9 protein-coding genes are annotated in these 15,612 nt (G+C 70.5%); 4 read left to right on the top strand and 5 right to left on the bottom strand.

Annotated features, from left to right (window positions below):
* Nucleotides 1-98 precede the first annotated feature (98 nt).
* The 3 genes from AB0C02_RS27650 (at nt 99) to AB0C02_RS27640 (ending at nt 5,935) form a co-directional block, all read left to right on the top strand.
* Entirely contained in the window at nt 99-1,574 is a 1,476-nt protein-coding gene (locus tag AB0C02_RS27650) for an aminopeptidase P family protein (RefSeq protein WP_357551875.1), read from the top strand.
* Nucleotides 1,575-1,874: 300 nt separating this feature from the next.
* On the top strand, nt 1,875-3,743 hold the full coding sequence (locus tag AB0C02_RS27645) for a hypothetical protein (RefSeq protein WP_357551874.1): 1,869 nt from the start codon (nt 1,875-1,877) through the stop codon (nt 3,741-3,743).
* Between the two features lie 353 nt (nt 3,744-4,096).
* Nucleotides 4,097-5,935 carry a hypothetical protein gene (locus AB0C02_RS27640; RefSeq protein ID WP_357551873.1) on the top strand — a complete coding sequence of 613 codons (1,839 nt, stop codon included), beginning with the start codon at nt 4,097-4,099 and terminating at the stop codon, nt 5,933-5,935.
* Between the two features lie 78 nt (nt 5,936-6,013).
* On the opposite strand, the gene pulA is transcribed toward AB0C02_RS27640, so the two are convergent.
* From pulA to AB0C02_RS27625, 3 genes are all read right to left on the bottom strand, one after another.
* Nucleotides 6,014-11,509, bottom strand: a complete 5,496-nt coding sequence (gene pulA, locus AB0C02_RS27635) for a pullulanase-type alpha-1,6-glucosidase (protein ID WP_357551872.1) — start codon at nt 11,507-11,509, stop codon at nt 6,014-6,016.
* A 152-nt stretch (nt 11,510-11,661) separates the two neighbouring features.
* Complete coding sequence (locus AB0C02_RS27630; RefSeq protein WP_357551871.1) at nt 11,662-12,363, bottom strand: cellulose binding domain-containing protein; 702 nt, start codon at nt 12,361-12,363, stop codon at nt 11,662-11,664.
* Between the two features lie 91 nt (nt 12,364-12,454).
* Nucleotides 12,455-13,105: a hypothetical protein gene (locus AB0C02_RS27625; RefSeq protein ID WP_357551870.1), complete on the bottom strand. Its 651-nt coding sequence runs from the start codon at nt 13,103-13,105 to the stop codon at nt 12,455-12,457.
* Nucleotides 13,106-13,124: 19 nt separating this feature from the next.
* Here AB0C02_RS27625 and AB0C02_RS27620 point away from each other — a divergent pair, with 19 nt between their 5' ends.
* A complete protein-coding gene (locus AB0C02_RS27620) occupies nt 13,125-13,316 on the top strand; it encodes a hypothetical protein (RefSeq protein ID WP_357551869.1) in 192 nt (63 codons plus the stop codon).
* Between the two features lie 12 nt (nt 13,317-13,328).
* Here AB0C02_RS27620 and AB0C02_RS27615 read toward each other — a convergent pair whose 3' ends face one another.
* Together AB0C02_RS27615 and AB0C02_RS27610 are read right to left on the bottom strand one after the other, a co-directional pair.
* Nucleotides 13,329-13,697, bottom strand: a complete 369-nt coding sequence (locus AB0C02_RS27615; protein ID WP_357551868.1) for an ArsC/Spx/MgsR family protein — start codon at nt 13,695-13,697, stop codon at nt 13,329-13,331.
* A gap of 33 nt (nt 13,698-13,730) precedes the next feature.
* Nucleotides 13,731-15,095, bottom strand: a complete 1,365-nt coding sequence (locus AB0C02_RS27610; protein WP_357551867.1) for a chloride channel protein — start codon at nt 15,093-15,095, stop codon at nt 13,731-13,733.
* Between the last annotated feature and the right edge of the window lie 517 nt (nt 15,096-15,612).

Raw genomic sequence — 15,612 nt, 5'->3', positions numbered from 1 at the left:
CACGCGGCCGGAGCGGCCGTCCCGGCACCGCAGGCTCTCTCCGCTCGCGTGCGCGCGGTACGGTCTGCACCAGCGACGAGGCTCAGGGAGGGCGGATCATGGCCGAGGAGCGGACGCAGCAGGGGACGCCGGCGGACGGCACCGAATCGCACGACCCGGACTTTCCGGAGGCGTTCCTGACGTTCATGCGGCAGGGCTGGCGGGACACCGAACTGCCGGTCGGCCCCCGCCCCGAGGTGCCCAACCACGCCAAGCGGCGGGCCGCGCTCACCGCGGCGTTCCCCGGGGAGACGCTGGTCATCCCGACCGGCAACGAGAAGGTACGCGCCAACGACACCGACCACCCGTTCCGGGCCGGCAGCGACTTCGCGTACCTGACCGGCGACCTCGAGCCGGACAGCGTGCTGGTGCTGCGCCCGAACGGCGACGCCACCCTGTTCATGCGGCCCCGGTCGTCGCGGGCGACCGACGAGTTCTTCCGCAGCCGCAACGGCGAGCTCTGGGTGGGCCGGCGGCCCACACTGAACGAACGGTCGACCGAGCTGGGCCTGCCCACCGCCGACCTGACCGAGCTGGACGCGGCCCTGGCCGACCTGGCCCCGGGGCGTACCCGGGTGCTGCGCGGTTTCGACGCCCGGGTCGACGCGGCGGTGCGGCCGTACAACGGCGCCCGGGTCGACGGGCAGCCGGGCCGGGACCGGGAGCTGGCGATCGCCATCTCGGAGCTGAAGCTGGTCAAGGACGAGTGGGAGATCGCGCAGCTCCAGGAGGCGTGCGACGCCACCGTCCGCGGCTTCGAGGACGTGGCCCGGATGCTCCCGGCCGACCGGGGTGTCTCGGAGCGCCTGCTGGAGGGGATCTTCGCGCTGCGCGCCCGGCACGACGGCAACGACGTCGGGTACGGCTCGATCGTCGGTGCCGGCGAGCACGCCACGATCCTGCACTGGGTGCACAACCACGGCGCCACCCGCCCGGGTGAGCTGCTGTTGATGGACATGGGCGTGGAGAACCGCAACCTCTACACCGCGGACGTCACCCGGGTGCTGCCGGTCAACGGCCGGTTCACCCCGCTGCAGCGGCAGGTGTACGACGCCGTCTACGCCGCCCAGCAGGCCGGTATCGACGTGATCAAGCCGGGCGTGGCGTTCCGGGACGTGCATCTGACCGCCATGCGGGTCCTCGCCGAGGCGCTCAAGGACCTCGACCTGCTGCCGGTCAGCGTGGACGAGGCCATGGACCCCTCCTCCACCATCTACCGTCGCTGGACGCTGCACGGCACCAGCCACATGCTCGGCATCGACGTCCACGACTGCGCCAACGCCCGCAAGGAGACGTACCGGGACGGTCCGCTCGGCGAGGGCTACGTGCTCACCGTCGAGCCGGGGCTGTACTTCCAGCCGGAGGACGAACTGGTCCCGGAGGAGCTGCGCGGCGTCGGCGTCCGGATCGAGGACGACATCCTGGTCACCGCCGACGGGTCGGTGAACCTTTCGGCCGGGCTGCCGCGCCGCTCGGACGAGGTGGAGACCTGGCTGGCCGAGCAGCGCGAGGCCGGTCCGCGTCTGCCGGGCTGATCCCCGGCCGGACGACCCGAGGGGCGGGCCCCACCGCCGGTGTCTGCGACGTTTTCGTCGTTGTGACGCCGGTGGTGGGGCCCGCCGCTGTTTGCGCTGCTCGACACCCGTCGTCACCGGCACGTGCCAAAGGTCGTCCGCCGCCTGCCTTGAGGCGAATGTGGGGTTTTTTCAGATACGTCCGCCTCGTGAGGATCCTTCTCATACGGTGTTGTTCAGAGGCTACAACCGATTTGTAGCTGGTCGCCCCGCCTGGGGCGGTGCGACCCCTCTGGTAAACCGAAAGGGCGGAAGGCTCTGATGTCCAACGACGTAACCACTTCCGACGGCGGGGCCCCGATGACCCCGCCGACGAACAGGCGGCGGGCGCTCTGGGTCGCCACCGGCGTGGCCGGTCTGACCGGCGTCGTCGGCTTGGCGGCGCTGGGTGGCCTCGCCGCTCGAAACGACAAGTCCGACGACGCGCAGCGCGTCGCGGAGAACCACGCGGCTGCGCCGCAGAACGCCAGCGACGCCCGCAAGGACGGCGAGAATGGCGAGCGCGACGGTGAGCAGAACCGGGCGGACGAGCGCGGCCGGGACGGTAAGGAACGGGAGGAGCGCGGCCACAAGAGGGAAGAGATCGGCCGTAAGAAGGAAGAATCGGAAAAAGAGTTCGGTCGGGTGTTCGAGGTGCCGTGTAGGAACGAGAAGCTGGTCGAGGCCATCGACCTGGCCAACCGGGACCGCGGCGGCACATTGAGGCTGGCTCCGCACTGCACCTACGAGCTGTCCTTCGCCGACCGGAAGAACGGCACGGCCCTGCCGACGATCCGGCAGGAGATCGTGATCAAGGGCAACGACGCCACGATCAAGCGGCGTTCCGAGGCCGACTTCCGGCTGTTCCGGGTCGCCGACGGCGGTGACCTGATCCTGAAGGACCTCACCCTCAAGGACGGCAACGCCGCCGAGTTCAAGTACGGCGAAGCGCCGAAGCAGATGGACGGCCTCAGCTCACCGGACGGCCTCAGCTCACCGGACGGCCAGGAGTCCTCGTTCCCGCAGCAGAACAAGAACGAAGGCGACGCCGACGGCGGCGCCCTGCTGGTCGACCGCGGCGGCAGCGCCCACCTGGACACGGTGAACCTGATCGGCAACAACGCCGAGGGCAACGGCGGCGCCATCGCCAACTTCGGCCGCGTCGAACTCGAAGACAGCAACGTCGAGAACAACCACGCCCGACGCAACGGCGGCGGCATCTTCAACGTCGGCATCCTCACCATCAAGAACTCCTGCATCACCAACAACACCGCCGGCGAGAACGGCGGCGGCATCGCCAACGGCGAGGGCAAGGAAATCAAGGAAGGCAAGGACGGCAAGTACGGCGACGGCATGTACGGCGACGGCAAGGACGGCAAGCACGACGACGGCAAGGACGGCAAGGACGACTCGACCGTCTGGCTCGAAGGCCGCGACCGCGCCGGCAGCGTGGAGATCTTCAAGACCTCCATCGAGAACAACCGAGCCGGCGAGAACGGCGGCGGCGTGTTCAGCTCCGGCGGATTCGTCAAGATCGTCCTGTCCACCGTCAAGCAGAACACCGCCTGCAAGAACGGCGGCGGCATCTACGCCCGCAACACCAACCTCGACCTCGACAAGGTCGACGTCGTCAAGAACCACGCCGACCGCGACGGCGGCGGCATCTACAACACCGGCGGCGAGAAGAAGAAGGACGGCAAGGACGGCAAGTACGGCGACGGCAAGGACCGGAACAACGAGCCACGAGCCACCGCCACCATCAACGAAAGCTCCATCCTCGACAACAGCGCCGGACGCTTCGGCGGCGGCATCTTCAACGGCGAACCCAACGCCAAGATCAAGGACGGCTTCCTCGAGGACTTCGAAGGCAAGGAAGGCAAGGACGACAACAACGCCACCCTCACCATCCGCTGCACCGACATCAAGGGCAACACCGCCCTCAACGGCGGCGGCATCTTCAACAACGAAGGCCGAGTCGACCTGACCAACACCCGCATCAGCAAGAACACCGCCACCGACGCCTCCAAGACCCGCCGCGTCGCCGGCGGCGTCCTCAACAACCACGGCACAGTCCGCTTCGACGAAGCCACCACCATCAGCGACAACGACCCCACCAACTGCGCCGGCACCGTCAAGCGGTGCTTCAACTGAACCACCACATAACCGCGGGAGTCCCTTTCCGCCGCACGACGGCGGAAAGGGACTCCCCGTACCTCACGTCGCTACCGGTTCGGTCGCGGGTCGCCACGGGCCCGCCGGGATGGTCGCCCCGCTTTTCGCCCTGCACGGCGCTCTTCACCCTCATGACACCGCTCATGCATCGCGGTCCGGCGTGCCGCCGACCGCGCCGCCCGCCCCTAATGCGGGGTTTTTTCGCATACGCCCGTCAAGCGAAGAAGATTCTCGTACGGTGGTCTTCAGCAGCTACAACCGATTTGTAGCGAAGGCCGCCTTGCCGTGGCGAAGCGGCCTTGTCGGGTACAAGGAGAGGGCAGAGAGCTCCGATGTCCAACTACCTTCGCAATAACGATGACGCCAGCCGTGAGACGACCTCCCCGATCCGGCGTCGCCGGGTGTGGCTGGCCACCGGCGTCGTGGGCCTGACGGGAGCGGTCAGCCTCGCGGGCGTGGCCTACGCGACCACCGGGGCCTTGGGCCCCCACCGGCTCGCCGACGTGAAGTGGTCGACCGCCCAGCAGCTCACGAAGGACGGCGACCACGGTGAGCAGAACCGGGCGGACGAGCGCGGCCGGGACGGTAAGGAACGGGAGGAGCGCGGCCACAAGAGGGAAGAGATCGGCCGTAAGAAGGAAGAATCGGAAAAAGAGTTCGGTCGGGTGTTCGAGGTGCCGTGTAGGAACGAGAAGCTGGTCGAGGCCATCGACCTGGCCAACCGGGACCGCGGCGGCACATTGAGGCTGGCTCCGCACTGCACCTACGAGCTGTCCTTCGCCGACCGGAAGAACGGCACGGCCCTGCCGACGATCCGGCAGGAGATCGTGATCAAGGGCAACGACGCCACGATCAAGCGGCGTTCCGAGGCCGACTTCCGGCTGTTCCGGGTCGCCGACGGCGGTGACCTGATCCTGAAGGACCTCACCCTCAAGGACGGCAACGCCGCCGAGTTCAAGTACGGCGAAGCGCCGAAGCAGATGGACGGCCTCAGCTCACCGGACGGCCTCAGCTCACCGGACGGCCAGGAGTCCTCGTTCCCGCAGCAGAACAAGAACGAAGGCGACGCCGACGGCGGCGCCCTGCTGGTCGACCGCGGCGGCAGCGCCCACCTGGACACGGTGAACCTGATCGGCAACAACGCCGAGGGCAACGGCGGCGCCATCGCCAACTTCGGCCGCGTCGAACTCGAAGACAGCAACGTCGAGAACAACCACGCCCGACGCAACGGCGGCGGCATCTTCAACGTCGGCATCCTCACCATCAAGAACTCCTGCATCACCAACAACACCGCCGGCGAGAACGGCGGCGGCATCGCCAACGGCGAGGGCAAGGAAATCAAGGAAGGCAAGGACGGCAAGTACGGCGACGGCATGTACGGCGACGGCAAGGACGGCAAGCACGACGACGGCAAGGACGGCAAGGACGACTCGACCGTCTGGCTCGAAGGCCGCGACCGCGCCGGCAGCGTGGAGATCTTCAAGACCTCCATCGAGAACAACCGAGCCGGCGAGAACGGCGGCGGCGTGTTCAGCTCCGGCGGATTCGTCAAGATCGTCCTGTCCACCGTCAAGCAGAACACCGCCTGCAAGAACGGCGGCGGCATCTACGCCCGCAACACCAACCTCGACCTCGACAAGGTCGACGTCGTCAAGAACCACGCCGACCGCGACGGCGGCGGCATCTACAACACCGGCGGCGAGAAGAAGAAGGACGGCAAGGACGGCAAGTACGGCGACGGCAAGGACCGGAACAACGAGCCACGAGCCACCGCCACCATCAACGAAAGCTCCATCCTCGACAACAGCGCCGGACGCTTCGGCGGCGGCATCTTCAACGGCGAACCCAACGCCAAGATCAAGGACGGCTTCCTCGAGGACTTCGAAGGCAAGGAAGGCAAGGACGACAACAACGCCACCCTCACCATCCGCTGCACCGACATCAAGGGCAACACCGCCCTCAACGGCGGCGGCATCTTCAACAACGAAGGCCGAGTCGACCTGACCAACACCCGCATCAGCAAGAACACCGCCACCGACGCCTCCAAGACCCGCCGCGTCGCCGGCGGCGTCCTCAACAACCACGGCACAGTCCGCTTCGACGAAGCCACCACCATCAGCGACAACGACCCCACCAACTGCGCCGGCACCGTCAAGCAGTGCTTCAACTGACCTACGGCCAACGCAACGGATCGGCACAGAGTCCGGCCCCCTGCCACAAGAGTGGCAGGGGGCCGGCTCGTCCTCGGATCAGCTCTGCACGTAGACCGCCACGCTGCGCGCCGGCACCGTGAACGTGCCGGTCGCACTGTCGAACGACGCCGTACGCAGCATCGGGTCGGCGGAGTTCCGCAGCACCGGGTGCAGCGCCACGTTCGACCCGCGCAGGCCGGTCACCGTCTGCTTCGCCGCCTCCGGCGTGGCGTTGAAGACCACCGTGACCGACTTCCACGATCCGCCGAGGCCACGGGCGTCCAGGGTCATGGTGAGCACGCCCGGGGTCTCCCGCTCACCCGAGAGCGGGAAGGCGACCCGCTGCTGCACCTGGTCCGCGGTGGTCAGCCCGAAGACCGGCGAGGACCGCCGGATCGTCAGCAGCTCCGCGTACCGGGCGTCGGCCAGGTTGATCGCCGCGCAGTCCGGCACCAGCCTCGGGTCGGCCAGCAGCGGCCTCGCGTACGGCCACTTGCTCTGGTTGTCCGCCGCCGGGGGGAGACCGACGCCGAAGCCGTTGCCCTGGGCGCAGTTCCAACGGATCTGGTTGAACCAGTCCCCCGAGTTGTACGAGTTGCGGTCCAGTGACTTGGACCGCAGCCGCTCCGAGCCGGCCGTCACGAAACCCGTCCCCTGCCCCATCACCACCGTGCTCAGGGCGAGCACCTGCATCCGGGCCCGGTCCTGCGCCGAGGTTCCCTGCGGCAGCTTGTACGCCAGCGCGTCGTACAGGATCTCGTTGTCGTGCGCGTCGACGTACGTGACCGCCTCGCCCGGCGCGGCGGTGTAGCCGGCCGGCGAGCCGTTGTAGTCGACCTGGGCGCCGTTGACCTGCCGGCCGGACGAGTCGGTGAACCGGTAGCCGCGCAGGTTGCCGGCGAGCCCCACCTTGATCAGGTCCTGCTGGTGCAGCAGCCGGGCCTTCTGCTGCGCCGCCGACCCGTTGACCGCGTCACCGTTCGGGTCGCTCCACAGGCCGGACGCGAAGCCCTGGACCCGCGGGTTGTCGTCGAACGGGCCGCCACCGCGCACCGCGTCGCGGAGCCGGTCGTTGAACGTGCCGATCCCGGTGCCCGCCATGTTGGTCTGAGTGGCCTGCACGAACCGGGCGTCGCCCGCGACCTCGCCGAAGTCCCAGCCCTCGCCGTAGAGCAGGATCTTCTTACCGTCCACGCCGTCGCGCGCCAGGGTCAACCTGTCCAGCGCGGCGCGTACGGCCAGGATGTTCGCCTTCGGGTGGTGGCCCATCAGGTCGAACCGGAAGCCGTCCACCTTGTACTGCCGGGCCCAGGTGACCAGGGAGTCGACCACGAGCTTGCCCATCATGGCGTGCTCCGGGGCGGTGTTGGCGCAGCAGGTCGAGTTGGCGACCGTGCCGTCCTCCAGCAGCCGCTGGTAGTAGCCCGGCACCACCTGGTCGAGCACCGACTTCGGGTCGGTGCCCGCGGCAGAGGTGTGGTTGTAGACGACGTCCATCACCACGCGCAGGCCCGCCTGGTTGACCCCGGCGACCATCTGCCGGAACTCGGTGGTCCGCGTCGCCCCGGCCGGGTCGACGGCGTAGCCGCCCTCCGGCACGGTGTAGTGCAGCGGGTCGTACCCCCAGTTGTAGCCGTCGGTGTCGGCCACGGCCGCGACGCACTTCTGCTGCTCGTCGGAGTCCGCCGGCAGCGCGGCCAGGTCGCAGGCGGGCTGCCGCTGGTCGGCCCGCCGCTCGGGGATGGTGGCGAAGTCGAACACCGGCAGCAGGTGCAGGTAGTTGACCCCCGCGTCGCCGAGCGCCTTGAGGTGTTTCATGCCGGCGGTGTTCGGGTCGGTGAAGGCTAGGTAGGTGCCCCGCCGCTGCGCCGGCACGGTGGTGTCGGCGATGGAGAAGTCGCGTACCGACAGCTCCTGGATCTGCGCCTGCGACGACGGCACCGCCGCCGGCTTGCGCAGCTTGGCCCAGCCGGCCGGCGCGAGGGCCGGGTCGTCCAGGTCGACGATCTGGCTGTGTGTCGAGTCCGGCGCGAGGGCCACCGCGTACGGGTCGGTCACCGACGCGGTGACCATCCGCTGCGCCGCCGGCTGCCACGCCTCGACCCGGTACCGGTAGTACTTCCCGGTCCAGGCCTTGGTGCCGCGCACCGACCAGACGCCGGTGGTGTCGTCGCGGCTCATCGACACCGTGGTCGGCTGGGCCGTCGGCGAGTCGAAGAGCTGGAGCGACACGGTGCGGGCGGTCGGCGCCCAGACGGCCAGGGCCGGCACCTTGCCGGTGAACGTCGGGCCGAGCACGGCCTTGGTGGCGGCCCGGTAGACGTCGTCTAGCACGCCCGGGATCTGCACCCCGGTCGCGCCGAGCAGGTGCCCTTCCGCGTCGCGCTCGGTCACCACGAGTTGCCCGCGCAGCGCCGCCGGCACCTTGGCCAGGTCACCCCGGTCGAGGGTGAAGGTCTGGTACTCCCACAGGTGCGGCCAGGCCGCGCGCTGGGCCTCGGTGAGCCCGTTGCGCTCCGCCCGCAACGGCAGCGTGGCGTACGTCCCGGACAGCTCCCCGTCGACGATGCCCAGCCCGCCGGTCGGGGCGGTGACCAGGTCGTACCGCTTGCCGTCGGTCGGCCCGGTCCGCCAGGTGACGGTGGCCCGGTCGATCCACTGCGCCTTCTGCTTGGTGATGTCGAGGTCCTTGGCGGTGCCGGAGGAGGTCGCCGGCAGCAGTCGACCCGTGACCCCGGCCAGCAGCCACACCTCACGCCCGGCGGCGGAGAATTCCAGCCGCTGGTCCTCCGGATGGTCCTTCTCGTCGCCCCGGTGCACGATGTAGCTCAATCCGGTGGCCCCGGCCGCGAGAGGCACCCGTAACACCGCGCCGAAGGCGTCGACCCGCTCCGGCTTGAGCGGGTTGCCCCAGTCGGTCGGGTTGGCGGCGCCGTCCCACAGGTGCAGGCCCCAGCCGTCGTAGGTGTTGTCGGCCCGCCGCCAGTGGATGACCGCGGTGTTCGCGTCGGCGGGTGGATCGGGCTCGCCGGTGGCGGCCTGCCGGCTCGGGTAGAGCGTCGGGTCGCCCTGCTTGACCCAGACCTCGCCCGTCTGCGTCACGTCGACCGTGCGGTCGCTCTCGACGTCCTTGGTGCCGTTCCGGTCGACCACCAGGAACCCGATCGACTTGGCGCCCGGGTTCAGCTTGACCCAGGCGAACCGGCCGAAGGAGTCCTCACCGGCGAACGGCTGCCCCTTGGGCCACTCGGTCTGGTACGCCGGGTCGATGTCGCCCCAGGTGTAGAGGCCCCAGTCGGCGTACCCGCCGGCCGGGCGCTGGTAGTGCACCACCACCCAGTCCCGCGACGCGCTCTGAGCCGGGGTGCCGACCACACCGGTGGCCCGGGTGCTGGCGACGCGGCCCTTGCCGTCGCGGACTACGGCCTTGTACTCGACCCTGGTCCCGCCGGGCAGGCCGGCCAGGTCGTGGTGGACGGTGTACGGCGCCTCGTGCGCGCTGCCCAGCAGGGTCCACTTGCCGCCGGGCACCCGAGCGGCGAAGGTGACGGTCGCGAGGGGATCGCCGGTGACCTGCGCGGTCACGGCGGCCCTGGTGGCGACCGGGGCGTCGCCCGGCTCCGTGACGGTGATCCGCGGCGCCGCGCCGGTCTGCGGGATCGCGCGGTTGGCCCGAAGCACCACGGCCGACATCGCCGGCACGGTGAGGCTCAGCCTGCCGTCGGCGCCGGCCGTCGAGGCCGCCGAGCCGCCGCCGTAGACGCCGGTGAACGTGGCACCGGCCGACCAGGTGTCCACGGTGACAGTCTGCGCGGTGCCGGCGTTGTTCACCGCGACCACGTACTCGGTCCGGTCCTTGGGCAGGACCCGGGAGAAGGCGAAGACGCCCGGGCCGTCAGCCGCGTACCGGGTGACCTGGATGCCGTCCCGCAGCGCTGGGTGGGCCTGCCGCAGCCGGCCCAGCTCGGCGATCGTCCGGTACAGCGGGTGGGTGGTGTCGTACTGGTCGCTGGCGTGGGTGCGGGTCGTGCCGATCAGGCGGTCGGCCAGGTAGTCCGGCGTCCGGCTGGCGAACATGTCCTGTCGGGCGTCCTTGTCCCCGCCGGGGCCGGTGAAGCCCTGCTCGTCGCCGGAGTAGACGACGGGCTGCCCGCGGGTGAGGAACATCAGCTGGTGGGCGAGCTGGTCGCGGCGCAGTTGGGTGGCGTCGTCACCGCCGGCGGCGGCGACGAACGAGCCGATCCGGCCCATGTCGTGGTTGCCGAGGAAGGTGGTCAGCCGGTTGGCGTCGGTGTCGCGGGCCGCGTAGAGGTCGTCCCGGGCGTACACGTCGGCGAGCGCCCTGGCCGACCCGCCGGCGGCGGCGTAGCCGCGCGCGGCCTCCTGGAAGGAGAAGTCCAGGGTGGCGGGCAGGCCGCCGCGCCGCACGTACGTCGACTCGATCTCCTGGTCGGCGCTGTACACCTCGCCGAACATGAAGAAGTCCGGCTTCTTGGCCTTCTCCGCGGCGGCGTTGATGCCATTGACGAACTGCGGCCAGAACTCGAGGTTGCTGTGCTTGACCGTGTCGAGGCGGAAGCCGTCGACGCCGGCCCTGCCGATCCACTGCGCGTAGATGTCGGTCATGCCGCGGACCACCTCGGGGCGCTCGGTCCACAGGTCGTCGAGGCCGAAGAAGTCGCCGTACTCGCTGTTCTCACCAGCGAAGGTGGAGTCGCCCCGATTGTGGTACATGGTGGGGTCGTTCAGCCACGCGGGCACCTTGACCTTCGCGTCGGCGGCACTGGCGAAGGTCGGGGTGTACGGGAACGACTTCTCGTTGACCTGCGGGAACGCCCGCGTGCCGTCGGCGTAGTTGCGGTCCTCGAAGGGCCGGCCCTGCGCGTCCCGATACGGCGCGGTCTTCTTGTCGACGTAGCCGTACCGGTTCTCGGCGTACCGGATGACGTCCGCGGTGTGGTTGACGATGATGTCGAGATAGACCTTGATGCCCCGCTGGTGGGCGAGGGTGACCAGGCGCTTCAGCTCCTCGTTGGTGCCGAAGTGCGGGTCGACCTGCGTGAAGTCGGTGATCCAGTAGCCGTGGTAGCCGGCGGAGACATCCGCGCCGGTGCCCTGCACGGGCCGGTTCTTGAAGACCGGGGCCAGCCAGATGGCGGTGGTGCCGAGGCCCTGGATGTAGTCCAGCTTGTCGATGACGCCCTTGAGGTCACCGCCGTGGTAGAAGCCTTTGTCCGTCGGGTCGAGGCCGGTGGTGAGCCGGTCACCGGTCAGGCCGCCGGTGTCGTTGCGCTTGTCGCCGTTGGCGAAGCGGTCCGGCAGGAGGAAGTAGAACTGTTCCGCCCGGGCGTTGTTGCTGCCCGCCTTGAGCAGCTCGTCGGCGGACGGCTCCTTGCTCCACTGGGGTGCGCCGGTGGCCGCGAGGACGTCGCCGGTCACGGTGCGGTCGTCGGCCTGGGCGCCCGACTGGGGTGCGGCGACCAGGACGAGGGTGAGCACGGCGGAGGAGATCAGGGCGAGCAGGGACTTGGCAGATATCGGCGGGCGTTTCATCGACGGCCTCTCTCTGGTCGCTGATTCGCCCGCACGCTAGTGCTTGCCGAAACGTTCTGCAATAGTTTGCAAGCCGAGTCGCAACAAAGCAGCCGGCTTGCGCAAATTGACGTGGGGAAGCCACGCCGCCGCGACGCCGGTCGGAGCAGCCGTCAGAGGCCAGAGCAGTCCGCAGCGTCGACCGTGCAGCGGGTCGGCCGGGTGGTGTCGGTCTTCTCGAAGTGGAACCGCAGCCGCACCGACGCCCTCGGCACCAGGTCGAACCCGCTGCGGTACGTGAAGACCCCGTCGACGAAGCTCGCCGTGCCCTGCTGCGCGCCCTCCACCCAGGACGAGACGAGGCGCCCCCGCGCGAAGCTCACCGTCACGGTCCAACCGCTGGGCGTGTCGCCCGTGTTGACCAGCAGCACCTCGCCGATGAAGCCACCGTGGAAGGTGTTCACCACCCCGTACCGCCCGGTGACCGGCGCCGACGGGGGCGGCGCGATCAGCGGTGCCGGCGGCGACTCGGGCGCCGGGCTCGGCGGCCGGCTGGCGCTGGCCGCGCTGGTGGCGCTGGCCGACGGGCTCGGCGCCGGCCGGCTCGGTGGCACGGTCGCCGTGGGCGACAGCCCGGGCGACACCGGCCCGGCGGCCGAGCTGGGCGGAGCCGAGGTCGTGACAACCGGCAGCCCCGGCAGCGGCAGCGCCGGCTCCGGCGGTGCGTCGTCGGCGTACGTCCGCCGACCCCGCGCCGAACCGAGCGCGACGACCAGCAGCACCACCATGACGATCGCGCCGATCGAGACGACAATCCAGGGTGAGGAGGTGACGGCGGCGCCCAGTGACGGACGTGCGCGACGCGTGCCGGACATGACCCCTCCCCCTGTCGACTCAGCCGCAGAGCGTAGCGATCGGGGAGCCACGCCGGAAAGCACCCGGCGATGGCCGGCACGCCGCCGCAGGTCAGCGTGGCGGGATGCGTACCTCGATCTCCGTCCCCAACTGGGCGCCCCCGGCGAGCGCAAGGTCGTCGCCGCTCCAGAACCGTCCCGGGTCGTACCAGTTGGGCCGGCGTCCGGCCGGCAGCAGACCCATCGCCTCGTAGGTCACGGCCACCACCTCCGCGCAGTACGCGGTCTCCAGCGGCACGGCCCCGCCCTCGGGTGTGGACGGCCGACGACGGTGCCGGGTGGGCACCCGGCCCCGCGCCCAACGCCAGGCGAGCTGGGCGGTGGACGGAAACGGAGTGCCGTCGAGGCGCGCCACGGCCCGCAGCACCGCCTCCTCCATCGCGGCGTCGGCCGGCGGTTCGAGCTGACGCAGCCAGGCCCGCTGGCCGTACCGGTTGGCCCAGACGCTGACCGCGTCCCGCAGGTCGTGCAGCTGCACGCCGCGCTGGTGGCTGCCGGTCCACCGGTCCGGCAGCGAACGGCCCAGCTCCGCATGCCACATCAGCGGCGGCAGGTCGTCGAGCACCACCGCCATGCCGACATGGTTGACCGGGCTGTTGGTGGTGAGCTGGATAGCCCGGTCGGGCACGCTGCGCCCCCGGAACACCCACACGTCTCCGGTGCGGGTCAGCTCCACGGCCTCATCCAGGTTGATCGAGCTCACAGTGGACTACCCTAGGTCGATGCGGCGACGGTTGCGGTGGTGGAAAGTGCTCGGCCTGGCCGGCCTCGTCGGCGTCGCGGCGACCGGGGTGGTCGTGGCCCGAGCGGAACGACGCCGGCGGACGTACACCCCGGAGGAGGTCCGGGAGCGCCTGCGCGAGCGGCATGGCCGCGCGACCGGGAGCGCCGCCGACACCGACAGCCAGTCCTGACCCGCGCGCGGCTCACCGCTCCGCGCGACGCACCGCCTCACCCAGCGCATCGGGGGTACGAGCGACCAGCGCGCCGCCGTCGTCCAGCAGCAGGATCGGGCGCTGGACGAGCTCCGGGTGCTCGACCATCGCGGCGATCCAGCGTGGCTCGGCGTCGTCGTCGCGGGACCAGTCCGCGATGCCCAGGGCCGCCGCGACCGGCTCGCCGGTGCGGCAGATGTCCCACGCCCGGGCGCCCAGCCGGCGCAGCACGTCGGTCAGCTCGACCGCGCTCGGCGGCTCGGCCAGGTACGCCCGCAGCCGATAGGGCACCCGCGCCTCGTCGAGCGTCGCCCGGGCGGTGGCGCACTTCGAGCAGGACGGGTTGTGCCACATCTCCATGGCCGACATGGTGGCACGCCTGCGATCCGCTCGTCAGGTCGCGGGCTTCGCCTCCTGCGGCGGAGCATGGCTGCCGCGGGCAGCCGATGCGGGCGGGGTCAGTCGGACCGACAACACGTACGCCACGACCGCCGACACGATCACCAGCGGCAGCACGGTCAACCCCTCGGCACCGAGGAACAGCGTGGTCAGCAGCACCGCCGACAGCGGCAGCTTCAGCATCCCGGCAATCATCGCGCCGATCCCCATGCCGGCGGCGGACACCAGCGGCAGGCCCGGCAGATGTGACAGCGCGATCCCGCCAGCCGCCCCGATGAACATCGCCGGGAAGGTGGGGCCGCCCCGAAACGCGCTCAACGCCAGGCAGTAGGCGATTCCCTTGCCGATGACCAGCAGCACCAGCGCCGGCACGGAGTACGCGGCGCTGTCGGTGAGCAGTTGGGGCAGGGAAAACTGGCCGGAGAAGAGCAGGTCCGAACTGCTCTTGCCGGTCACCGCGGCGTACCCGATAGCGAGTGCGGCGATCACCGCCCCGGCCAGCGTGGTCAACACGACCACCTGCCGCTCCACCTGTGCCCGTAACAGCAGTGCCAGCCGCCGCAGCGCCCAGCACAGCACGCCGGCCACCAGTCCGATCGCCAGCGCCCACAGAAACTGGGCGACGGTGGGCCGGTGTGCCGGCGGCAGGTGCGGGATCGCCAACGAGAACGTCCCATGCCCGGTGAGCGAGTCGAGGCCGAGGAAGATCAGGCTGCCGGTGCCGGCGGCGAGCAGGCCGGGCACCAGCACCGCGGCCGCCGTCGCCCCGCCCAGCCCGGACGCCTCCAGCAGCAGGAACGCGCCGGCCAGCGGCGAGCCCAGCAGGGTGCTCACCGCGGCGAAACTGCCGGTGGCGGCCACCGCCGCGCCGGTCCGCTCCGGCACGTCCCGCCGCCGCAGCCACACCACCAGGTATGCGAGCCCGCCGCCCAGCGCGATCAGCGGGGCTTCCGGCCCGATCACCACCCCGAGCCCGATGCCGGTCAGCGCGGCGAGCGCCACCCCGGGGAGCGCGTCTGGCCGGGTCACCCCGCCCGCGTGGAAGCCCTCCGCCGGCGACTCCCCGCCTCGGCCGGGCAGGTGCCGGACGGTCAGCCCCACCACGAGCCCGGCGAGCAGCAACGGCACCAGCGGCCACCACAGCGGTTCCCGGCCCAGGCCGAGCCCGCGCGGCAGATCTGTGTAGACCCACTTCTGAATGAGGGCGATGAGTTGGAGGAACCAGTACGCCACCGCCGCGATCGGCACCCCGAGCAGCGCGGCCAGCGCCAGCAACCCGAGGTACGACCTGCTCCGCAGCGGCGCGTACTCGTCGGCCGGCGCCGCGTGTGTCCGGCCGTCCCCGGCCGCGGCCGTCACCGGCTACGCCGCCTCGGCGTGCCGGGCTGCGGCGCCATCGTCATGATCGCCTCCCCCGTGGTCCATGCCCCGTATTGCACTAACTCCGAAATTCATGCCTCGACCTCTCGACGGGCGCGGGGAGTAAATCGGCACGCCAGGCGGCTTTCGGGTCAGCCGCGATTGCGAAGTTGTGAGAATGCGCGGGCCGGTGCGGCGACACCCCGGCCCGATCGGTGGGTCAAATATCCGGATTGGGAGGGTGGCTTGCACGTCGGGTGTCTGGAGTCGCCCCGTCTGTCCGATTAGCGGTCCCAGCCAGCCGGAATCGGGTCGGGGTCGGGGGCGTTGTACATGGCTGACCGCGCCGCATCCCCGCGCCGGTCACCCGGCCCGCCAGTATGGGCCGCTCGGCCCGGCGGAATGATCCGCCACCGGCCGTCGTTACATCCCCCGGACCCGTCGAGCAGGCCCACCGGCCCGCCGGCCGGTCCCCCGGCCCCGGCGGAATGACCCGCCACCGGCCGTCGTTACATCC

Source organism: Micromonospora sp. NPDC048999, from assembly GCF_040649295.1.
Lineage (GTDB): Bacteria > Actinomycetota > Actinomycetes > Mycobacteriales > Micromonosporaceae > Micromonospora.
The sequence above is the reverse complement of the archived record's forward strand: the minus strand, read 5'-3'. Positions and strand labels throughout refer to the sequence as shown.

Excerpts from the sequence above, each read along its gene's own strand:
- AB0C02_RS27650 (WP_357551875.1), top strand. The coding sequence starts at position 99 with ATGGCCGAGGAGCGGACGCAGCAGGGGACGCCGGCGGACGGCACCGAA.
- AB0C02_RS27645 (WP_357551874.1), top strand. The coding sequence starts at position 1,875 with ATGTCCAACGACGTAACCACTTCCGACGGCGGGGCCCCGATGACCCCG.
- AB0C02_RS27640 (WP_357551873.1), top strand. The coding sequence starts at position 4,097 with ATGTCCAACTACCTTCGCAATAACGATGACGCCAGCCGTGAGACGACC.
- pulA (WP_357551872.1), bottom strand. The coding sequence starts at position 11,509 with ATGAAACGCCCGCCGATATCTGCCAAGTCCCTGCTCGCCCTGATCTCC.
- AB0C02_RS27630 (WP_357551871.1), bottom strand. The coding sequence starts at position 12,363 with ATGTCCGGCACGCGTCGCGCACGTCCGTCACTGGGCGCCGCCGTCACC.
- AB0C02_RS27620 (WP_357551869.1), top strand. The coding sequence starts at position 13,125 with ATGCGGCGACGGTTGCGGTGGTGGAAAGTGCTCGGCCTGGCCGGCCTC.
- AB0C02_RS27615 (WP_357551868.1), bottom strand. The coding sequence starts at position 13,697 with ATGGAGATGTGGCACAACCCGTCCTGCTCGAAGTGCGCCACCGCCCGG.